We start from the raw sequence: 20054 nt of genomic DNA on the forward strand, positions 1-20054 counted from the left end.
CCGCGCGAGTGCCAGCCCTGGGTCGGGATGGCACCGGCGAAGGCGGCGCGGTGTCAGAACCGCAAACCGGCCGGGTTGTTCGGGTTGGTGGCGGCTGGGGCCTGGGGTGACGGGGCGTTGACGACCGGCGCGGGCGCCGGGGCCACCACGGCCGCCCTGGGCGACGCCAGCGGGCTGGGCGCCGGGTTGCGGTAACCCACGGGCAACTGGCTGCGGGCCGGGTAGCCGGCCACGTCCAGGTATTGCGACCAGTTGGCGTCGGAATAGCCTTTCAGCTGCTGGCTGCCGATGGTCAGCACCGGCAGACCGGGCTCGCTGACCAGGCGCTTCAGTGCCTCCACGTCGTCGCTGGTGGAGACGGTTTTTTCGCTGAACGGCACGCCACGCGACAGCAGCAGCGAGCGGCCGGTGCCACAGGGCTCACAGTCGGGGCCGGTGTAGAGCACCACCGGAAATTTGGTGGCCACCTGGCGCAAGGCATAGGGCAGGGTGGCCAGCACGTTGCCCTCGCCGCCACCGGCGCCCAGCGGCACCACGGATTTGGCTTCCACCGGTGGCACGTCGGAGAAGGTGACCTTGCCATCTGGCCCGGTGATGCGGTACATCGTCTGGGCCCCCAAAGCACCGCAACCCAGAAGCAGTGCAGCGCAGAGAACGGTGTTTTTCATGGCGGGGGGGCAGGGTTGGGCGGTGGGTGAATCAGGCCATGCCCTGGTGGCGCAGCAACGCGTCCAGTTGGGGCTCACGGCCACGGAAGGCCTTGAACGATTCCATCGCCGGGCGGCTGCCTCCGGCTTCCAGAATCGCCTCGCGGTAGCGCTGGCCGGTGGCCACGTTGGGTGTGCCGTCGTCGCTGGCGGTTTCTTCAAACGCGGCATAGGCGTCGGCGCTCAGCACCTCGGCCCATTTGTAACTGTAGTAACCAGCCGCATAGCCACCGGCAAAGATGTGGCTGAAGGTGTGGGCGGTGCGGCTGTAGGCCGGCGGCCGCAGCACCGCCACCTCCTGGCGCACCTGGCGCAGCAGGGCCATGAAGTCGTCCGCCGGGTTGTGTTCGGTGTGCACCAGCATGTCGAACAGCGCGAACTCGATCTGCCGCAGCGTCTGCAAGCCGCTCTGGAAGTTCTTGGCCGCCAGCATCTTGTCGAACAGCGCGCGCGGCATGGCCTCACCGCTGTCCACATGGGACGTCATGTGCTTGAGCACATCCCATTCCCAGCAGAAGTTCTCCATGAACTGGCTGGGCAGTTCCACCGCGTCCCATTCCACACCGCTGATGCCGGAGACGTCGCGCTCGTTGACCTGGGTCAGCATGTGGTGCAGGCCGTGGCCGAACTCGTGGAACAGCGTGGTCACGTCGTCGTGCGTCAGCAGCGGCGGCTTGCCGTCCACGCCGCCGGCGAAATTGCAGACCAGTTGCGCCACCGGCGTTTGCAACGCACCGGTGTCGGGCCGAAGCCAGCGGGCCCGCACGTCGTCCATCCAGGCGCCGCCGCGCTTGCCGCTGCGGGCCGTGGGGTCGAGGTAGAACTGGCCCACCAGCTGGCCGGCCCGCTCGATGCGGAAGAACTGCACCGACGGGTGCCAGACCGGGGCGCTGTCTTCGCGGATGGCCACCTCGAACAGCGTCTCGATGATCTTGAACAGCCCGGCCAGCACCTTGGGTGCGGTCAGGTACTGGCGCACCTCCTGCTCGCTAAAGGTGTAGCGCGCTTCCTTGAGCTTTTCGCCGATGTAGGGCCAGTCCCAGGCTTGCGGGTCGGTGATCTGCAGTTGCTCGGCGGCAAAGGCCCGCAGGTCGGCCACGTCCTTGTCGGCATAGGGCCGGGCGCGGCGGGCCAGGTCGCGCAGGAAGGTGATGACCTGCTCGGTGGAGTTGGCCATTTTGGGCACCACCGACAGCGCGCCGAAGTGGGGGTAGCCCAGCAACTGGGCCTCTTCCTGGCGCAGGGCCAGGATTTCGCGAATCAGCGGGGTGTTGTCCAGCGCCGGGTCGCCCAGCTCGCTGGCCCGGGTCACGTAGGCCCGGTACAGGGTTTCGCGCAGCGCGCCGTTGTGGGCGAACTGCATCACCGGCAGGTAGCAGGGCATCTTCAGCGTCAGCTTGAAACCCGGTCGGTCTTCGGCCTTGGCCGCTTCGGCCGCCGCCTGCACCACATCGGCCGGCACGCCGGCCAGTTCGTCGGCGGTGGCGAAGTAGGCGTAATGGTCGGTGGCGTCCAGCGCATGCTCGCTGAACTGCTGGCTCAAGTGGGCCTGGCGTTCCTGGATGTCGGCGAACCGGATTTTGGCCGCGCCCTGCAGTTCGGCGCCGCTGAGCACGAAGTTGCGCACCGCCAGGGTGTGGGCCTGCTTTTGCTCGGCGTTCAGCGTGGCGGGGTCAATCGCCTTGTACTTGGCGTACAGCCGCTCATCGGCGCCCAGCCGGGTCCAGAACTCGGTGACGCGGGGCAGGGCGGTGGTGTAGGCCACCCGCAGCTCCGGCGTATCGGCCACCGCGTTGAGGTGGCTGACGCTGCCCCAGGCCCGGCCCAGCCGCTCGGTGGCCACGTCCAGCACCTGGGCGATGCCGGTCCAGCTGGCGGGAAATTCAGGCTGGGTCACGGTCTCCAGCGCGCGGTTGGCGTCGGCCAGCAGCACGTCGATGGCGGGCGCCACATGGTCTGGCCGGATCTGGTCAAACAAGGGCAGGCCGGCGGCGTCAAGCAAGGGGTTGTTCATGGCTGTCATTGTGTGGCTTTTTGGCGCCGCTTCAAGGGCTGGGGCGATTGGGAATGCCAATCTCCCCCATCGGAACCAGGCTCAGGCGCTGGCGGCATGCTCTGCCGCTTCCAGGGTGTTGACCAGCAGCATGGTGATGGTCATGGGGCCCACACCGCCGGGCACCGGGGTGATGTGGCTGGCGACCTGGCTGACGCCGGCGTAATCGACGTCGCCGCAGAGTTTGCCTTCGTCGTTGCGGTTCATGCCGACATCGATCACCACCGCGCCAGGCTTGACCATGTCGGCGGTGAGCACATTGCGTTTGCCCACCGCGGCGACGATCACGTCGGCCTGCAGGGTGTGGGCCTTCAGGTTGGCGGTGGCGCTGTGGCACACCGTGACGGTGGCGTTTTTCTGCAGCAGCATCAGCGCCATGGGCTTGCCGACGATGTTGCTACGGCCGATCACCACCGCGTGTTTGCCCCTGAGGTCGTAGCCGATGCTCTCCAGCATCTTCATGCAGCCATAGGGTGTGCAGGGCCAGAAGCCGGGCATGCCGGTCATCAGCGCGCCGGCGCTGGCGATGTGGAAGCCGTCCACGTCCTTGGCCGGGCTGATGGCCTCGATGACCTTTTGCGCGTCGATGTGCGCCGGCAGCGGCAGTTGCACCAGGATGCCGTGGATGGCCGGGTCGTTGTTCAGCGCCTCGACGCGGGCCAGCAGCGCTGCCTCACTGAGCGAGGCCTCGTGTTTTTCCAGCACCGAGTGCAGGCCGCAGTCTTCGCAGGCCTTGACCTTGTTGCGCACATAGACCTGGCTGGCCGGGTTGTCACCGACCAGAATCACCGCCAGACCGGGTACCAGGCCGCGGGCCTTGAGCGCGGCGGCGCGCCGGGCCACATCGCCCCGCAGTTGTTGGGACAAGGCGTTTCCGTCAATCGGCCGGGCGGTCATGGGAGGGTCTCCAGAAAGTCAAACGCCCGCCAGTGCCAACCGTGCGGGCGTGAGGGTGGGGTGGTTGAGAAAATCAGGCTTTGGCGGAGCCGGAACCGAGGGCGATCTTCAGCAAATCGGCCACGGTGTTGGCGTTGAGCTTTTCCATGATGTTGGCGCGGTGCGCCTCCACCGTCTTGATGCTGATGCCCAGGTCGTCGGCGATCTGCTTGTTCAGCCGGCCGGCGACGATGCGCTCCAGCACCTGGGCTTCGCGCGAGGTCAGCTTGCCCAGCAGCGCGTCGCGGCTGGCCGAACTCTGGTGGTCGTTGAAGGCGGCCTTGGCGTGCTCCAGCATGCGCTCGACCAGGTTCACCAGCTCTTCCTCGTTAAAGGGCTTTTGGATGAAATCCATCGCGCCTTTTTTCATCGTCGTCACCGCCATGGGCACGTCGCCGTGGCCGGTGATGAAGACGATGGGCAGCGGCGAGCGGCGCTCCATCAGCCGGTCTTGCAGCTCCAGCCCGGTCATGCCACCCATGCGGATGTCAACGATCAAACAGGCCACCTCGCGGGCGTCGTAACGGGAGAGAAAGGACTCGGCGGAGTCGAAGCAACGGACGCGGTAGTCCTTGCCTTCCAGCAGCCATTGGAGGGAATCACGCACCGCCTCGTCGTCGTCCACGACATAGACAGTGCCTTTTTTCGGAATCAAACTCATCCTTCGCCTTTACTCGATGGCTGCGACAGAGGTGCGGGTCTGGGGGGGCTGCTGAGCGCCTGAACCGGCAGCCAGAAGGAAAACCGGCACCCGGAGATCTCGTCCCCATTGTAAATGTTGTCCGCTTCCATTCGCCCCTGGTGGGATTCGATGATGGAGCGGCACAGGCTCAGGCCAATGCCCATGCCGTCGGCCTTGGTGGAGTAGAAGGCCTCGAACAGCCTTTCCTTGACCTCGGGCGACAGGCCTTCGCCGGTGTCCAACACGGTGAATTCGATCACCTGGCCGGTGTCCAGCTGGCGCGGCACCACCCGCAGCTCCACATTGCGGCGCGACGAGGGGCGCTGCGCGTGGTCGATGGACTCGGCGGCGTTTTTCAGCAAATTGAGCAGCACCTGCTCGATCAGGATGGGGTCGACCCGCAGCTGCGGCAGCCGGGCCGCCACATAGTGGCTGAGCCGCACATGGTGGCGGCGCAACTCGATTTCGGCCAACTCCACCGCCTCGCTGACCATCTGCGACACGTCGGACAGGCTGCGGTTGGGTTCGCTGCGTTTCACAAAGGAGCGGATGCGCTGGATGATCTGGCCGGCGCGCTGGGCCTGCTTGGCGGTTTTTTCCAGCGCGGTCAGCAGGTCGTCGTTGCTGATCTGGTTGGCGCGGATGCGCGACAGCATGCCGCTGCAGTAGTTGTTGATGGCCGTCAGCGGCTGGTTCAGTTCGTGCGCCACGCTGGAGGCCATCTCCCCCATGGTGATCAGCCGGCTGGCGGTGTGGGCCCGCTCGGCCTGGATCGCGGCCTGTTCCTCGGCGTGGCGGCGCGGCGTGATGTCGGTGGCAATCACCATCTGGGCCAAGCGGCCGTCGACCCAGTTGAGGTAACGCGAACGCACCTCCAGCCATTTGTTCAGCTCGGGGATGAAGATTTCGGCGTTCTCGGTCTGGGCATCGGTCAGCGGGTCGGTGGGCAGGCCCACCAGCGAATCCACATCGTCCAGCGCCACCTCGGTGGTGGGGGACTGGCGCACCCCGGCCTGGGCAATCAGGGCCAGGTGGCCGGCGCTGGCGCTGTCGAACCACAGCCGGTACAGGCGGTTGGCGAACAGCAGTTCCTCGCTGCCCAGCGGCGCCACCGACACCGCGGCGTCCAGCCCCTCCAGCACGGTGGTGAAGCGCTCGTAGGAGGCCGACAGCTGTTCCCGCACCCGGTTGGGTTCGGTGATGTCGGTCATCGAGGTCATCCAGCCGGTCTGCTGGCCGTCGGGGTCGACCAGCGGCGACACATAGAGCCGGGCGTCGAAGATGGACCCGTCCTTGCGCTTGACCCGCACCTGGAAGCCACCGGGCAGGGTGCGGCCATGGATCTCGTCGTCCAGCCGCGAGGCCAGCAGTTCGCGGTCGTCGTCAGGCCAGTAGGGGAAGGGGGGGTCACGGCCCACCAGTTCGGCCTCGGACCAGCCCGTCATCTGGCAGAAGGCCGGGTTCACATAGGTGATGCGGCCGTTGAGGTCCAGCGCCCGCATGCCGGTGAGCATGGAGTTTTCCATCGCCCGGCGGAAGTTGGTTTCCTTCAGCAGCGCGTTCTGCGCCTGCACCCGGCGCCGGGTGTGCTGCCAGGTGCCGATCAGCATCCAGGCGGTGAGCGCGCTGAGCGCAATCACCAGCAGGAACAGGCCGTTGCCCACCACGCCCAGCGAGGTGCGGTAGGCCTGGCCGCGCAACAGCAGGCTGTTGCCCACCGGCGTGACCGGCACCTCGTACTCGGTGCCCTGGTCGGACCAGGGCAGCAGCCGGCTGGCCGAGGGCCGGCTGGGGGTGTTGCTGCCGGCCAGCACCTCGCCCTTGTCGTCCAGCAGCGCCACCGCGTACTTGGCGGTGGTTTCCGAGGGCATGCTGAAGCGCAGCAGGCCGTCCACGCTGTACTCGCCCATGATGACGCCGTTGAACTTGCCTTGTTCGCTCAGCGGCACATGCAGCTGCAGCGTGGGGGCGGTGTTGGTGTTGGTCAGCGGGCGCGAGTAAATCGGCTGGCGCAGGTCGCGGGTCAGCGCAAAAGCGCCGCCGGTATCGCCCGGTTTCAGCGTGTCGTCCACGCTGCGCAGCTGGCTGTCCAGCACATTGGCCGAGGTGTAGTTGACGCGGATGCGGCGCTCCACATCGATCCAGTTCACCGCCAGCAGTTCGGGGTAGCGCGACACCAGGGCCTGGGCCTGGGCCACAAAGGCCTCGTTGTCCACCTCGTGGGTGGAGACATCGCGGGCCAGGCGCATGAACTGTTCCTGCTGCTCGATCAGCCGCAGCCGCAGCCGCTGCTGGGCGTACTCCATGTCGCGTTTGACGGTCTCCTGCTCGCGGTCAATTTCCTCCAAACGCAGGTAGGAAAAGGCCGACACGATGGCTGCCATGAACAGCAGCACCGCGGCCAGCGGCGTCAGCAGTGCGATGCGGTCTTGCAGCCCGGGCGGCTGGCGTCTCCACCAGCCACGCCACCAGGTCGACACGGGACGGAATTTGGTCGCCGCAGGGGTGGGTTTTGGTGACTGCGCAGACATGTTTTGGAGTGTAGGGTATGGCTCGGTCCCTTCTGTGGGGGGCCTGAAAATCGCTTGTTAATTCATGATATGAAATCAATAATCAGCATTTGAAATAATCTGTGGCTTGTGCGACACTTCGCGCCAGCCCACAAGGCCCCACCCTTCGATTTGCCCTCAGCCAGCAGGAGACACACCATGGCCGCGCTTCCCGATCAACCCTTCGGCGCCACCCCCCAAGACGCAGACGCCCAGGAAACCCGTGAATGGATGGACGCGCTGGCCGCGGTGATTGACCGCCATGGTCCGGACCGGGCCCACTTTCTGCTGGAGCAGTTGCTGGAGCACGCCCGCCAGCACAGCGTGGACATGCCGTTTTCGGCCAACACCGGTTACGTGAACACGCTCGAGCCCGACCAGGAAGAGCGTTGCCCCGGCAACCTGGAGGTGGAGGAGCGGCTGCGCGCCTACATGCGCTGGAACGCCATGGCCATGGTGGTCAAGGCGAATCGCCACCACCCGGAAGACGGCGGCGACCTGGGCGGCCACATCAGCTCGTTTGCCTCGCTGGCCACGCTGTTCGGCGCCGGTTTCAACCATTTCTGGCATGCCGAAACCGAAGGCCACGGCGGTGACTGCCTCTACGTGCAAGGCCATGTGTCGCCCGGCGTCTACGCCCGCGCCTTCCTCGAAGGCCGGCTCACCGAAGACCAGTTGCTGAACTTCCGCCAGGAGGTCGGTGGCCAGGGCCTGTCCAGCTACCCGCACCCCAAGCTGATGCCGGAGTTCTGGCAGTTTCCCACCGTGTCCATGGGCCTGGGGCCGCTGATGGCGATCTACCAGGCCCGCTTCCTGAAATACCTGCACGCCCGTGGCATCGCCGACACCGCCAAGCGCAAGGTCTGGGTGTTCTGCGGCGACGGCGAGATGGACGAGGTGGAAAGCCTGGGCGCCATCGGCCTGGCGGCCCGCGAAAAGCTGGATAACCTGATCTTTGTCGTCAACTGCAACCTGCAGCGGCTGGACGGCCCGGTGCGTGGCAACGGCAAGATCGTCCAGGAACTTGAGGGCGAGTTCCGCGGCGCCGGCTGGAACGTGCTCAAGCTGCTGTGGGGCAGCGACTGGGACCCGCTGCTGGCCCGTGACAAGGACGGCGCGCTGAAAAAACTGATGATGGACACGCTGGACGGCGACTACCAGTCCTTCAAGGCCAACGACGGCGCCTATGTGCGCAAGCATTTCTTCGGCCGTGACCCGCGCACGCTGGAGATGGTGGCCAAGATGAGCGACGACGACATCTGGGCGCTGCGGCGCGGCGGCCACGACCCGCAAAAGGTCTATGCGGCCTACCACTCGGCCGTGAACCACAGCGGCCAGCCCACGGTGCTGCTGATCAAGACCGTCAAGGGCTTCGGCATGGGCAAGAGCGGCGAGGGCAAGAACACCGCCCACCAGACCAAGAAGCTCACCGACGACGACATCCGCATCTTCCGCGACCGCTTCAACATCCCGATTCCTGACAGCGAACTGGCCAAAATCCCGTTCTACAAGCCGGCCGACGACACGCCGGAAATGCGCTACCTGCACGAGCGCCGTGAGGCCCTGGGCGGCTATTTGCCACACCGCCGCACCCAGGCCGACGAGCATTTCACCGTGCCCTCGCTGGAGACCTTCAAGGCGGTGCTGGAGCCCACGGCCGAGGGCCGCGAAATCTCCACCACCCAGGCCTATGTGCGCTTTCTGACGCAGTTGCTGCGCGACCAGGCGCTGGGCCCGCGCGTGGTGCCTATCCTGGTGGACGAGGCCCGCACCTTCGGCATGGAAGGCCTGTTCCGCCAGATCGGTATCTACAACCCCGAAGGGCAGAAGTACACCCCGGTCGACAAAGACCAGGTCATGTACTACAAGGAAGACAAGGCCGGGCAAATCCTGCAGGAAGGCATCAACGAGGCCGGTGGAATGAGCAGCTGGATCGCCGCCGCCACCTCCTACAGCACCAGCAACCGCATCATGGTGCCGTTCTATGTGTACTACTCGATGTTCGGCTTCCAGCGCATCGGCGATCTGGCCTGGGCCGCCGGCGACATGCAGGCCCGCGGCTTCTTGCTGGGCGGCACCAGCGGTCGCACCACACTGAATGGCGAAGGCCTGCAGCACGAAGACGGCCACAGCCACATCCTGGCCGGCACCATTCCCAACTGCATCAGCTACGACCCGACCTTTGCCCACGAGGTCGGTGTGATCCTGCACCACGGCCTCAAGCGCATGGTGGAGAAACAGGACAACGTCTATTTCTACCTGACGCTGCTGAACGAAAACTACGCCATGCCCGGCCTGATGCCTGGCACCGAAGCGCAAATCATCAAGGGCATGTACCTCAGCAAACCCGGCGTGGCCAATGCCGCCATGCCCCGGGTGCAGTTGCTGGGCAGCGGCACCATCCTGCGCGAGAGTTTTGCCGCGCAAACCCTGCTGGCCGCCGACTGGGGGGTGGCCGCCGACGTCTGGAGCTGCCCCAGCTTCAACGAGCTGGCCCGTGACGGCCAGGACGCTGCGCGCTGGAATTTGCTGCATCCGACCGAGGCGCCGCGGGTGTCCTTTGTGGGCCAGCAGCTGTCCGGCCACAGCGGCCCGGTGGTCGCATCCACCGATTACATGAAGGCCTATGCCGAACAGATTCGCGCCTTCATCCCCAAGGGCCAGAGCTACACCGTGCTGGGCACCGACGGCTTTGGCCGCAGCGACTTCCGCAGCAAGCTGCGCGAGCACTTCGAGGTCAACCGCCACTACATCGTGGTGGCGGCGCTGAAGGCGCTGGCCGATGAAGGGGTGCTGCCGCTGGCCAAGGCCGCCGAGGCGATTGCCCGATACGGCATTCGCAGCGACAAGATCAACCCGCTGTACGCCTGACCTGGGAGACCCACATGGCAACGATGGAAGTCAAGGTCCCGGACATCGGTGATTTCGAGTCGGTCACCGTCATCGAGGTGATGGTCAAACCCGGCGATGCGGTGAAAGCCGAACAAAGCCTGATCACGGTGGAGAGCGACAAGGCGTCGATGGAAATCCCGTCCAGCCACGCCGGCGTGGTCAAGGAACTCAAGGTCAAGCTGGGCGACAGCGTGGCCGAAGGTTCGGTGGTGCTGGTGCTGGAAACCGAAGGTGCCGCCGCCGCAGCAGCGCCCGCGGCTGCCTCTGTACCTGCGCCACCAGCGCCGGCCGCGGTCAGCGCCCCTGCCGCAGCACCGGCCGCCGCCGCCAGTGGCCCGGTGGAAGTTCGCGTGCCCGACATCGGCGACTTCAAGGACGTCGCGGTGATCGAGGTGATGGTCAAGCCCGGCGACACCATCAAGCTGGAGCAAAGCCTGATCACGGTGGAGAGCGACAAGGCCTCGATGGAAATCCCGTCCAGCGCCGCCGGTGTGCTGCGCGAGTTGAAGGTCAAGGTGGGCGACACCGTCAACATCGGCGACCTGATCGCGCTGCTGCAAGGCGAGGGCGTGGCCACACCCGCTGCCGCCGTGCCTGCGGCTCCTGCAGCGGTGGCCACCGCTGCCGTGGCCTCTGCACCGGTGGCCGCGGCATCCACCGCACCCGCTGCTCCGGCCCACAACCCCGGCGCCCCGGCCGCCGGCTTGCCCCATGCCTCGCCGTCGGTGCGCAAGTTCGCCCGCGAGCTGGGGGTGCCGCTGGCCGAGGTCAAAGGCTCGGGCACCAAGGGCCGTATCACCCAGGACGATGTGCAGGCCTTCACCAAGGCGGTGATGGCCGGCACCACCCAGACCCAGGCCATCGCCGCGGCGGCCAAACCGGCCGCAGCTGGCGGTGGCGAGGCCCTGGGCCTGCTGCCCTGGCCCAAGGTGGACTTTGCCAAATTCGGCCCCATCGAGCGCAAGGACATGGGCCGCATCAAGAAGATCAGCGGCGCCAACCTGCACCGCAACTGGGTGCTGATTCCGCATGTCACCAACCACGACGACGCCGACATCACCGAGCTGGAGGCCTTCCGTGTGGCCACCAACAAGGAAAACGAGAAATCGGGCGCCAAGGTCACCATGCTGGCCTTTCTGATCAAGGCCTGTGTGGCGGCGCTGAAGAAGTTCCCCGAGTTCAACAGCAGCCTGGACGGCGACCAGCTGGTGCTGAAGCAGTATTTCCACATCGGCTTTGCCGCCGACACGCCCAACGGTCTGGTGGTGCCGGTGATCAAGAACGCCGACCAGAAGGGCGTGCTGGCCATCAGCAAGGAAATGGGCGAACTCGCCGCCAAGGCGCGCGACGGCAAGCTGGGCCCGGCCGACATGAGCGGCGCCGGCTTCACCATCTCCAGCCTGGGCGGCATTGGCGGGCGCTATTTCACGCCCATCATCAACGCGCCCGAGGTCGCCATCCTGGGCGTGTGCAAGAGCCAGATGGAGCCGGTGTGGGACGGCAAGGTCTTCCAGCCCCGGCTGATGCTGCCGCTGAGCCTGAGCTGGGACCACCGTGTCATCGATGGCGCTTCGGCGGCCCGTTTCAATGCCTACCTGGGGCAGATCCTGGCCGATTTCAGAAGGGTGCTTTTGTGACCACGGTGGTCGTCGTCAAGAAAGGCCAGCAGGTCGCGATGGCGGCCGACACGCTGGTGACCTTTGGCGACACCAAGCTAGGCCACCGCTTCGAGGCCAACAGCAAGATCTTCCGTGTGGCCACACCCCAGGGCCCCAGCCTGGTGGGCATGGCTGGCACGGTGGCGCATTTTCCGGCGCTGCGCAAGGCCATGCAGGCGCTGCCGCCCGAGCAGCTGACGCTGGGCAGCAAGGACGGGGTGTTCGACACCTTTGTGCGGCTGCACCCGTTGCTGAAAGACAGCTTCTTCCTGCAGACCAAGGAAGACGACAACGACCCCTACGAGTCCAGCCAGTTCAGCGTGCTGATCGCCAACGCCAGCGGCATTTATGGCCTGTACAGCTACCGCGAGGTGTTTGAGTTCAAGCAGTTTTGGGGCATAGGCACCGGCCGGGCGTTCGCGCTGGGCGCCATGCACGCCCGCTGGGACACGGCCAAGTCGGCCCGCGCGCTGGCGGTGCTGGGCGTGGAGGCCGGCTGTGCGTTTGACAAGAATTCGGCGGGCCCGGTGGACGTGGCCACGCTCAAACTGAAAGGTGTGCCATGAGTCTCCTCGAAATCAAGGTGCCCGACATCGGCGACTTCGCCGAAGTGGCGGTGATCGAGTTGCTGGTGAAGGTGGGTGACAGCGTCAAGGCCGAGCAAAGCCTGATCACCGTGGAAAGCGACAAGGCCTCGATGGAAATCCCGTCCAGCCACGCCGGTGTGGTCAAGGAACTGAAGGTCAAGCTGGGCGACAAGGTGGCTGAAGGTTCGGTGGTGGTGTTGCTGGAGGCCACTGACGCGGCCGCTGCCCCCAAGCCAGAACCCAAAGCAGCGCCCGCCCCCGTGGCGACTGCACCTGCGGCCGCAAAAGCCGAAGCGCCTCCCGCTGCCGCCTACGCCGGCACGGCCGACCAGGCCTGCGATGTGCTCGTGCTGGGCGCCGGCCCCGGCGGCTACAGCGCCGCCTTCCGCGCCGCCGACCTGGGCCTCAAGGTGGTGCTGGTGGAGCGCTACGCCACGCTGGGCGGCGTTTGCCTCAACGTGGGCTGCATCCCCAGCAAGGCGCTGCTGCATGTCGCCGCGGTGATGGACGAGGTGAAGCACTTTGCCGACCTGGGCATCACCTTCGCCGAGCCCACGGTGGACCGCGCCAAGCTGCTGGGCCACAAGAACAAGGTGGTGGGCAAGCTCACCGGTGGCCTCAGCGCCATGGCCAAGATGCGCAAGGTCACGGTGGTGCGTGGCCTGGGCCAGTTTGTCGGCCCCCACCACCTGCAGGTGGCCGAGACCGCCGGCGACGCCCAGGCGCCCACCGGCAAGACACAAACCATCCAGTTCAAACACGCCATCATCGCCGCCGGCTCGCAGGCGGTGCGCCTGCCCTTCATGCCCGACGACCCGCGCGTGGTTGACAGCACCGGCGCGCTGGCCATGGGCCACAACCCCAAGCGCATGCTGATCCTGGGCGGCGGCATCATCGGGCTGGAAATGGGCACGGTCTACAGCACGCTGGGTGCGCGGCTGGATGTGGTGGAGATGATGGACGGCCTGATGCAGGGCGCTGACCGCGACCTGGTCAAGGTCTGGCAGAAGATGAACGCGCCGCGCTTCGACAACATCCTGCTCAAAACCAAGACCGTGGGCGCCAAGGCCACGCCGCAGGGCATCGAGGTCACGTTCGAGGGCGAGGGCGCACCACCACCCCAAACCTACGACCTGGTGCTGCAGGCGGTGGGCCGCACGCCCAACGGCAGGAAGATTGGCGCCGACCAGGCCGGCGTGGCGGTGACCGACCGCGGCTTCATCCTGGTCGACATCCAGATGCGCACCAACGTGCCGCACATCTTTGCCATCGGCGACATCGTCGGCCAGCCCATGCTGGCCCACAAGGCGGTGCACGAGGCCCATGTGGCGGCCGAAGTGATTGCCGGGGAACAACAGGGCGACAAGGCCCTGGCCAGCGCCGCCTTCAACGCCCGGGTGATTCCCAGCGTGGCCTACACCGACCCCGAAATCGCCTGGGTCGGCCTGACCGAAGAGCAGGCCAAGGCCCAGGGCATCAAGGTGAAAAAAGGCCTGTTCCCGTGGACGGCCTCGGGCCGCGCCATCGCCAACGGCCGTGACGAAGGCTTCACCAAGCTGCTGTTCGACGATTCACCCGAGGCCCATGGCCACGGCAAGATTCTGGGTGGCGGCATCGTCGGCACCCATGCCGGCGACATGATCGGCGAGGTGGCCCTGGCCATCGAGATGGGCGCCGACGCGGTGGACATTGGCAAAACCATCCACCCCCACCCCACGCTGGGCGAGAGCATCGGCATGGCGGCCGAGGTGGCGCACGGCAGCTGCACGGATTTGCCGCCGGCGCGCAAGTGAGCCGGTACGCATCACCCCGGGGACAGGCTCACCGCGCTACGCTCACCACCAGCGCCTGGATCTTGCCGTCCACCGCGCCCTGACCGAAGCGCTGCGCCAGCGCCTCGGTGGCCAGTTCGGTGGCCTCGGCCAGCCGCGAGGTGTCACGCGCTTCGATTTCATTGCGCAGCGGCGTGCCCTGGCAATAGGCAAAGGCCACCACGGCCGCTGATGCGGCCCGGCTGCGTGCCGTCACGGTATTGAATTGCGGTGGGGCGGTGAAGCCGGCGTCGCGCAGGGCTTGTGCCAGCGGGGCCGGGTCGCCATGACCGTGCGGGGTGCGGGCCAGAAAGCGCGGTGGGTCGTCCGGAAACAGGCCGGCCAGCGCACGGGTCACCAGGTCGGCGAACTCGTTGTCTTCGATGCGGTCCCACACATTGAACAGAAACACACCACCGGGCCGCAACACCCGGCGCGCCTCGGCAAAGGCCTGCGCCTTGTCAGGGAAAAACATGGCGCCGAACTGGCACACCACCGCGTCGAAGCTGCCGTCGGCAAAAGGCAGTTGCATGGCGTCGGCCTGGCGCCAGGTCACTGGCCGGCAGGTCCCGACGGCTTGGGCCTGGGCCAACATGGGTGGGTTCAGGTCAGTGGCGACGATGGCCACCGTGGCCGGCAACCGGGCGGCCAGTTCGCGGGTGACGACGCCGGTGCCAGCGGCCACCTCCAGCACATCGGCCAACGGCCGCAGCAGCAAGCGGTCCACCAGGTCCACCGCATAAGGCGCGAAGATCAGCGGCACCAGCTGGGTGTCGTACAGCGCCGGGATGGCGCCGGCGAAGACCTTGTCCGGGGCGGTCTCGTTCATGGCTGGGTCTCCTGTGCGGGGGATTCCGCCCATCAGACGCCGCTTCGCCGCCGCGGTCAAGCCGTCGATGCGGTGCTCATCGGTCGCTGCCGGCCTGCCAGCGTGCCATCAGCCGGGCCCGGGCCCCGGGCTGCATGTTGATGCGGGACACATCCCCCTGGTAGTGCCGCACCACCCGACGGTCCATCAGCCAGTACCACAGCGGGGGAAAGTAGGCGACAGTGATCATGGCCGCGTAGCCGCTGGGCAGCTGGGGTGCATCCGAGAAGTGGCGCAAGGCCTGGTAGCGCCGGGCCGGGTGGGCATGGTGGTCCGAATGGCGCTGCAGGTGGTAGAGGATGATGTTGCCGGTGATGTGGTTGCTGTTCCAGGAGTGCTCCGGCTGGCAGCGCACATAGCGGCCACTGGCATCCTTCTGGCGCAGCAGACCGTAGTGCTCCACATAGTTCACCACCTCCAGCATGGAGGCGCCGTACACACCCTGCAGCAGCAGAAACACCAGCACCGGCCAGCCCAGCCAGGCCACCAGACCGCCAAAGAACACCACACTCATGGCCCAGGCCTGCAGGTTTTCGTTGCTGGGATGCCAGACGCTTTTGCCCTGCAGGTTGAGGCGGCCTTTTTCCAGTTCCCAGGCCGAGCGCAGGCTGCCGCCCACGGTGCGCGGCAGGAAGGCCCAGAAGCTTTCGCCCATGCGTGAGCTGGCCGGGTCTTCCGGGGTGGCCACGCGCCGGTGGTGGCCGCGGTTGTGCTCCACAAAGAAGTGGCCATACATCGTGGGCGCCAGCGCGATCTTGGCCAGCCAGCGGTCCAGCTTCTCCCGCTTGTGGCCCAGCTCGTGGGCCGTGCCGATGCCCACGCCGTTGAAGGCGCCAACCGACAGCACCAGCCCGGCGTAGGCGTACCAGGAGAGGTCGTGGGTGGCGGCCAGCCAGGCCCCCAGCACCGTGCCCGCCAGCTGAGAGGGCACATAGGCCCAGACCAGCACACGGTAGTACAGGTCTTTCTCCAGTGCTTCCACGGCGTCTTCGGTGGGGTTGCTGTAATCCTCGCCAAAGGCCCAGTCCAGCACCGGCACCACCAGGTGGATGAAGGCCGGGGCGGCGATCAGCCAGGCCCAGTGGCCGGTGAGGGCGTAGGCCAACAGCGAGCCGGTGAACACCAGCGGGATGGCGGGGCTGAACAGCCACAGCCAGCGTTTGTCGCGCCATTCGTTGGCGGCGGTGGGGGAGGACAAGGTGCTCATGGGGCTCTCCTGAAACCGTGGAACAGATGCTGCGCATTGTTGTGGCACGGTGGCCCGCTGAACACCGCGCATAATGACAAACAGTCGTCATTTGCTGCCACTGCGGGTATACACCGAGGCCTTCCCACTTGAACGCTGCGTCCACCACGGCCTTGCCCGCCGTTCACCCCACCTACGCCCGCATGCTGTGCCTGACCCTGTTGGGTCTGGGCGTGGACGTGGAGGCGGTGTTGCGCCAGGCCGGTCTGCCGGACTGGGACCAACTGGCCATCGCCGACGTGGTGATCGACCAGCCGCTTGTCAACCGGCTGGTGAAGGCGGCGGTGGACACCAGCGGCTGCCCCTGGCTGGGGCTGGAGGTCGGGGCCTCGGTGCAGGTGTCGGCCCATGGCCCGCTGGGCTATGCAGTGGGCAGCAGCCGCCACCTGGCCCTGGCACTGCAAACCGTGGCCCGCTACGGAAGCCTGCGCTACGGCGCGGTGCAGTACGAGTACCAGGCCCAGCCCAGCGGCGGGGTGATGCGGCTGGTCGAGGTGGTGGACCTTGGCGAGTCCCGGGAGTTTGTGCTCTGCATGGTGTTCGCCACGCTGATGCGGTTGATGGAGGCCGTGGTGGGTCGGCCCCACCATCCGGTGGCCGTGGCTTTTCCTTTCCCTGAACCGCCCTGGCGTGACCGGCTGGAACGGCTGTGCCGTGGCCGGCTGCTGTTCAACCAGCCCGGCCTGTCGGTCCAACTGGACCAGGCCACGCTGGACCTGCCCTGCGTCACGGCCGACCCGCAGGCCCACGTCACTGCCGTGGCGCAGTGCGAGCAACTGGCCCGGCAGATGGGGTTGGGCCCGCTGACGCGCCAGGTGCTGGACGCCTTGAACGAGGCCGAAGGGGTGTACCCCTCGCTGTCGGACCTGGCCTCGGATTTGGGACTGTCGGAACGCACGCTGATGCGCCACCTGAAACTGGAGGGCAGCCGCTTCCAGGCCCTGCTGGACGGTGTGCGCCAGCAGCGCGCGGTCTGGCTGCTGACCCATTCCACCGCCACCGTGGAGGACATCGCCACCCGGCTGGGCTTCGAGGACAGCTCCAATTTCAGCCGCACCTTCAAGCGCTGGTTCGGCAAGCTGCCCAGCGATGTGCGGCGGGGGGCCAGCGTGTCCACCACCGGGGCGGCCTCGTGAACCCGCTGCCCCCCACCATGGCCCCACGTTTCGACCGTGTGGACGCGCTGCGTGGCCTGGCCATGCTGTGGATGACGGCCTTTCATTTCTGTTTTGACCTGAACCATTTCCGCTTCATCGCGCAGAACTTTCTCACTGACCCGTTCTGGACCTGGCAGCGCAGCGCCATCGTCAGCCTGTTTCTGCTGTGTGCCGGTCTGGGTCAGGCCCTGGCCTCGGCGCAAGGCCAGGGCTGGCCGCGCTTCTGGCGGCGCTGGGCCCAGGTGGCGGGGGCGGCCTTGCTGGTCAGCGCCGGCTCCTACCTGGTGTTTCCCAACAGCTTCATCTACTTCGGTGTGCTGCATGGCATCGCCGTGATGCTGGTGCTGGTGCGGCTGAGCGCCGGCGGGGGGCGCTGGTTGTGGCCGCTGGGGGCGCTGGCCATCGCCTCGCCCTGGCTGGCGGCGCCACTGCTGCAGGCCGCCGGGCTGACCGAGGCCTTCAATGCGCCCGGCCTGAACGTGCTGGGGCTGATCAGCCGCAAGCCCGTCACCGAAGACTATGTGCCGCTGCTGCCCTGGCTGGGGGTGGTGTGGTGGGGCCTGGCGGCGGGGCGCTGGGCGCTGATGCACCGGCCACTGTGGCTTTCTGGCGCCGTGCCGCCCGTGGCCTGGCCTCTGGCGGTGCTGGGCCGCTGGAGCCTCAGCTACTACCTGCTGCACCAGCCGGTGCTGATGGGTTTGTTGATGGCGGTGCTGCTGTTGCGCTGAGCTGCAAACGCCCATGAAAAACGCGGCCGAAGCCGCGTTTTTGCAAAGAAGGCCAGGCCTTACTCGATCTTGGCCTTGGCGCGCAGGTCGGTCTGGAACTGCGTCAGCTTTTGCTGCTGCATTTGCTGGGCGATCTGCGGCTTCACTTCCTCAAAGGGCGGCAGCTTGGCGTCACGCACGTCGTCCAGACGGATGATGTGGTAACCGTACTGCGACTTGACCGGCTTTTCTGTGACCTGGCCCTTTTTCAGCGCGGTCATGGCTTCGGAGAATTCCTTGACGAAGTTGCTGGGGTTGGCCCAATCCAGGTCGCCGCCCTTGGCGCCGGAGCCTGGGTCCTTGGACTGCTTCTTGGCGATGTCTTCAAACTTGCCACCCTTCTTCAGGCTGGCCAGGATGGCGGTGGCTTCGGACTCTTTGTCCACCAGGATGTGGCGAACACGGTATTCCTTGCCGCCGCTGGTGGCCACGAACTTGTCGTACTCGGCCTTCATTTCGGCGTCGGTGACCGGGTTCTTTTTCTGGTAGTCGGCGAACAGCTCGCGGATCATCAGGGTCTGGCGGGCCAGTTCCATCTGCACCTTGAAATCATCCGAGCTGGACAGGCCGCGCTTCTCGGCTTCCTGCATGAACACCTCGCGGGTGATCACCTCGTCCTTGATCTGGCCCTGCATCTCGGGGGTGATCTGGCGGCCGGCCTTGGTGAGCTGGGCCACCAGCGCGTCCACACGCGCCTTGGGCACCGGCTTGCCGTTGACCACGGCGATGTTTTGCGCCATCACGCCCTGGGCCGCGAGGGTCAGCGCACAAGACGCTGCCAGCGTCATCAGCCATTGCTTTTTCATCCGGATAAGTCCTTGCAATCGATCAAACAAAACGGCCTCCACATCGGGGTGGGGGCCGGGGAAAAAGTATCAAAGCGTTTCAATCGCCAGCGCGTGAACGCCCTGGTCCAGAAAATCTTGCAGGGCATCATACACAAGGCGATGCCGCGCCACGCGGGGCCGGCCCTCGAACAGCGGCGAGGCGATGCGGACCCGGAAATGGGTGCCAAAACCACTGTCGCCGGCACCGGCATGGCCGGCATGGGCAGCACTTTCGTCCAACACCTCCAGGTGCTGGGGAGACAGGCGTTCGCGCAGGCGCTGTTCGATCTTCAGAGCGGTGTCGGGCATGGGGTGTCAGGGTTTGGGGGTTTCCACCGGCGTGGTGACGTGGCGGGCGATGTAGAGGCCCTGGCCGATGATGAAGACCAGCGGGAACAGATAGCCCCAGAGCTTGAAATCCACCCAGGCCTCGGTGCTGAAGACAGCCGCCACATAGCCGTTGGCCGCCGCCATGAAGCTGCAGTAAATGATCCAGGCGATGTTCAGGCGGTGCCATACCGGGTCGGGCAGTTCCAGCTGGCTGCCCAGCAAGGCCTTGAGGAAGTTCTTGCGCAGGCCCCACACCGCCACCGCCAGGCCGATGGCCATGGCCGCGTACAGCACGGTGGGCTTCCATTTGATGAAGCGCTCGTCCTGCAGCACCAGGGTCAGCGTGCCGAACACCAGCACCAGCACCAGCGTGGCTTTCTGCAGGGTCTGCAAGCGACGCTCGGTCAGGTAGATGTAGCCCATCTGCAGCACGGTGACGGCCATCAGCACGCCGGTAGCGACGTAGATGCCATAGAGCTTGTAGGCGCCGAAGAACAGCAGGATGGGCAGGAAATCGAGCAGGAGTTTCATGGGAACCAGTGGCAGCGCGGTGGGCGCCGGGGCAGTTTAGCGGGGCTTGAAGTCCAGCGAGGCCGAGTTCATGCAGTACCGCAGGCCGGTGGGGCGTGGGCCGTCTTCGAACACATGGCCCAGGTGGGCACCGCAGTCGGGGCAATGCACCTCGGTGCGGGTGGACCAGAAGCTCTTGTCGATTTTGGTTTCCACCGCGTCGGCGCTCAGCGGCTGGAAATAGCTGGGCCAGCCGGTGCCGGAGTCGAACTTGGCGGCGGCGTCAAACAGCGGCTTGTCGCAACAGATGCAATGGTAGAGGCCGTCCCGGTGCTCGTCGGCGTGTTTGCCGGTGAAGGCGCGCTCCGTGCCTTCGTGGCGCGTCACCTTGTGGGCCATGGGCTCGGCGCCCTTGGCGCTCAGCAGGGCCTGCCATTCGGCATCGGTTTTCTGGATTTTGGGCATGGGGCTCTC

Annotated in this window: 17 protein-coding genes; 6 read left to right on the forward strand and 11 right to left on the reverse strand. The window is 66.3% G+C overall.

Annotation, left to right across the window (positions count from 1 at the left end; translation table 11 throughout):
• Window positions 1-53: 53 nt before the first annotated feature.
• The 5 genes from AC4BAR_RS05835 to AC4BAR_RS05855 form a co-directional block, all read right to left on the reverse strand.
• Complete coding sequence (locus tag AC4BAR_RS05835; protein WP_490626861.1) at window positions 54-668, reverse strand: glutaredoxin family protein; 615 nt, start codon at window positions 666-668, stop codon at window positions 54-56.
• Window positions 669-699: 31 nt separating this feature from the next.
• Entirely contained in the window at window positions 700-2721 is a 2022-nt protein-coding gene (locus tag AC4BAR_RS05840) for a M3 family metallopeptidase (protein WP_490626862.1), read from the reverse strand.
• An 81-nt stretch (window positions 2722-2802) separates the two neighbouring features.
• Window positions 2803-3657, reverse strand: a complete 855-nt coding sequence (gene folD / locus AC4BAR_RS05845; protein WP_490626863.1) for a bifunctional methylenetetrahydrofolate dehydrogenase/methenyltetrahydrofolate cyclohydrolase FolD — start codon at window positions 3655-3657, stop codon at window positions 2803-2805.
• 73 nt (window positions 3658-3730) lie between these two features.
• On the reverse strand, window positions 3731-4357 hold the full coding sequence (locus AC4BAR_RS05850; protein WP_490626864.1) for a response regulator transcription factor: 627 nt from the start codon (window positions 4355-4357) through the stop codon (window positions 3731-3733).
• Window positions 4354-6909: a PAS domain S-box protein gene (locus AC4BAR_RS05855; RefSeq protein WP_490626865.1), complete on the reverse strand. Its 2556-nt coding sequence runs from the start codon at window positions 6907-6909 to the stop codon at window positions 4354-4356. Before AC4BAR_RS05855 ends, AC4BAR_RS05850 begins: the two co-directional genes overlap by 4 nt.
• A 177-nt stretch (window positions 6910-7086) precedes the next feature.
• Here AC4BAR_RS05855 and aceE point away from each other — a divergent pair, with 177 nt between their 5' ends.
• From aceE to lpdA, 4 genes are read left to right on the forward strand one after another with little or no spacing between them, the layout of a single operon-like run.
• Window positions 7087-9798, forward strand: coding sequence for a pyruvate dehydrogenase (acetyl-transferring), homodimeric type (gene aceE, locus AC4BAR_RS05860; protein ID WP_490626866.1), 2712 nt, complete (start codon window positions 7087-7089; stop codon window positions 9796-9798).
• A gap of 14 nt (window positions 9799-9812) precedes the next feature.
• Window positions 9813-11456 (forward strand): dihydrolipoyllysine-residue acetyltransferase, encoded by a 1644-nt coding sequence (aceF, locus tag AC4BAR_RS05865; RefSeq protein ID WP_490626867.1) that lies wholly within the window; start codon window positions 9813-9815, stop codon window positions 11454-11456.
• A complete protein-coding gene (locus AC4BAR_RS05870) occupies window positions 11453-12043 on the forward strand; it encodes an MFS transporter (RefSeq protein WP_490626868.1) in 591 nt (196 codons plus the stop codon). Before aceF ends, AC4BAR_RS05870 begins: the two co-directional genes overlap by 4 nt.
• On the forward strand, window positions 12040-13857 hold the full coding sequence (gene lpdA / locus AC4BAR_RS05875) for a dihydrolipoyl dehydrogenase (RefSeq protein ID WP_490626869.1): 1818 nt from the start codon (window positions 12040-12042) through the stop codon (window positions 13855-13857). Before AC4BAR_RS05870 ends, lpdA begins: the two co-directional genes overlap by 4 nt.
• A 28-nt stretch (window positions 13858-13885) precedes the next feature.
• On the opposite strand, the gene AC4BAR_RS05880 is transcribed toward lpdA, so the two are convergent.
• Window positions 13886-14704, reverse strand: a complete 819-nt coding sequence (locus AC4BAR_RS05880; protein WP_490626870.1) for a class I SAM-dependent methyltransferase — start codon at window positions 14702-14704, stop codon at window positions 13886-13888.
• A gap of 76 nt (window positions 14705-14780) precedes the next feature.
• Window positions 14781-15950: an alkane 1-monooxygenase gene (locus tag AC4BAR_RS05885; protein WP_490626871.1), complete on the reverse strand. Its 1170-nt coding sequence runs from the start codon at window positions 15948-15950 to the stop codon at window positions 14781-14783.
• 128 nt (window positions 15951-16078) lie between these two features.
• Between AC4BAR_RS05885 and AC4BAR_RS05890 the strand changes: the two genes are divergently transcribed.
• Window positions 16079-17125 (forward strand): AraC family transcriptional regulator, encoded by a 1047-nt coding sequence (locus AC4BAR_RS05890; RefSeq protein ID WP_490626872.1) that lies wholly within the window; start codon window positions 16079-16081, stop codon window positions 17123-17125.
• A gap of 17 nt (window positions 17126-17142) precedes the next feature.
• Window positions 17143-17874 carry a heparan-alpha-glucosaminide N-acetyltransferase gene (locus AC4BAR_RS05895; RefSeq protein WP_490626873.1) on the forward strand — a complete coding sequence of 244 codons (732 nt, stop codon included), beginning with the start codon at window positions 17143-17145 and terminating at the stop codon, window positions 17872-17874.
• A 59-nt stretch (window positions 17875-17933) separates the two neighbouring features.
• Here AC4BAR_RS05895 and AC4BAR_RS05900 read toward each other — a convergent pair whose 3' ends face one another.
• From AC4BAR_RS05900 to msrB, 4 genes are all read right to left on the reverse strand, one after another.
• The gene (locus AC4BAR_RS05900) at window positions 17934-18719 is read right to left on the reverse strand and encodes a peptidylprolyl isomerase (RefSeq protein ID WP_490626874.1); all 786 of its coding nucleotides are present in this window, start codon (window positions 18717-18719) and stop codon (window positions 17934-17936) included.
• A 69-nt stretch (window positions 18720-18788) separates the two neighbouring features.
• Window positions 18789-19049 carry a BolA family protein gene (locus AC4BAR_RS05905; RefSeq protein WP_490626875.1) on the reverse strand — a complete coding sequence of 87 codons (261 nt, stop codon included), beginning with the start codon at window positions 19047-19049 and terminating at the stop codon, window positions 18789-18791.
• A 6-nt stretch (window positions 19050-19055) separates the two neighbouring features.
• A complete protein-coding gene (locus AC4BAR_RS05910) occupies window positions 19056-19601 on the reverse strand; it encodes a septation protein A (RefSeq protein WP_490626876.1) in 546 nt (181 codons plus the stop codon).
• A gap of 36 nt (window positions 19602-19637) precedes the next feature.
• Entirely contained in the window at window positions 19638-20045 is a 408-nt protein-coding gene (gene msrB, locus AC4BAR_RS05915) for a peptide-methionine (R)-S-oxide reductase MsrB (RefSeq protein ID WP_490626877.1), read from the reverse strand.
• Window positions 20046-20054 lie beyond the last annotated feature (9 nt).

It is taken from the genome of Rhodoferax sp. SPJ4 (assembly GCF_058216275.1).

Excerpts from the sequence above, each read along its gene's own strand:
- AC4BAR_RS05835 (WP_490626861.1), bottom strand. The coding sequence starts at position 668 with ATGAAAAACACCGTTCTCTGCGCTGCACTGCTTCTGGGTTGCGGTGCT.
- AC4BAR_RS05840 (WP_490626862.1), bottom strand. The coding sequence starts at position 2,721 with ATGAACAACCCCTTGCTTGACGCCGCCGGCCTGCCCTTGTTTGACCAG.
- folD (WP_490626863.1), bottom strand. The coding sequence starts at position 3,657 with ATGACCGCCCGGCCGATTGACGGAAACGCCTTGTCCCAACAACTGCGG.
- AC4BAR_RS05850 (WP_490626864.1), bottom strand. The coding sequence starts at position 4,357 with ATGAGTTTGATTCCGAAAAAAGGCACTGTCTATGTCGTGGACGACGAC.
- AC4BAR_RS05855 (WP_490626865.1), bottom strand. The coding sequence starts at position 6,909 with ATGTCTGCGCAGTCACCAAAACCCACCCCTGCGGCGACCAAATTCCGT.
- aceE (WP_490626866.1), top strand. The coding sequence starts at position 7,087 with ATGGCCGCGCTTCCCGATCAACCCTTCGGCGCCACCCCCCAAGACGCA.
- aceF (WP_490626867.1), top strand. The coding sequence starts at position 9,813 with ATGGCAACGATGGAAGTCAAGGTCCCGGACATCGGTGATTTCGAGTCG.
- lpdA (WP_490626869.1), top strand. The coding sequence starts at position 12,040 with ATGAGTCTCCTCGAAATCAAGGTGCCCGACATCGGCGACTTCGCCGAA.
- AC4BAR_RS05880 (WP_490626870.1), bottom strand. The coding sequence starts at position 14,704 with ATGAACGAGACCGCCCCGGACAAGGTCTTCGCCGGCGCCATCCCGGCG.
- AC4BAR_RS05885 (WP_490626871.1), bottom strand. The coding sequence starts at position 15,950 with ATGAGCACCTTGTCCTCCCCCACCGCCGCCAACGAATGGCGCGACAAA.
- AC4BAR_RS05895 (WP_490626873.1), top strand. The coding sequence starts at position 17,143 with ATGGCCCCACGTTTCGACCGTGTGGACGCGCTGCGTGGCCTGGCCATG.
- AC4BAR_RS05900 (WP_490626874.1), bottom strand. The coding sequence starts at position 18,719 with ATGAAAAAGCAATGGCTGATGACGCTGGCAGCGTCTTGTGCGCTGACC.
- AC4BAR_RS05905 (WP_490626875.1), bottom strand. The coding sequence starts at position 19,049 with ATGCCCGACACCGCTCTGAAGATCGAACAGCGCCTGCGCGAACGCCTG.
- AC4BAR_RS05910 (WP_490626876.1), bottom strand. The coding sequence starts at position 19,601 with ATGAAACTCCTGCTCGATTTCCTGCCCATCCTGCTGTTCTTCGGCGCC.
- msrB (WP_490626877.1), bottom strand. The coding sequence starts at position 20,045 with ATGCCCAAAATCCAGAAAACCGATGCCGAATGGCAGGCCCTGCTGAGC.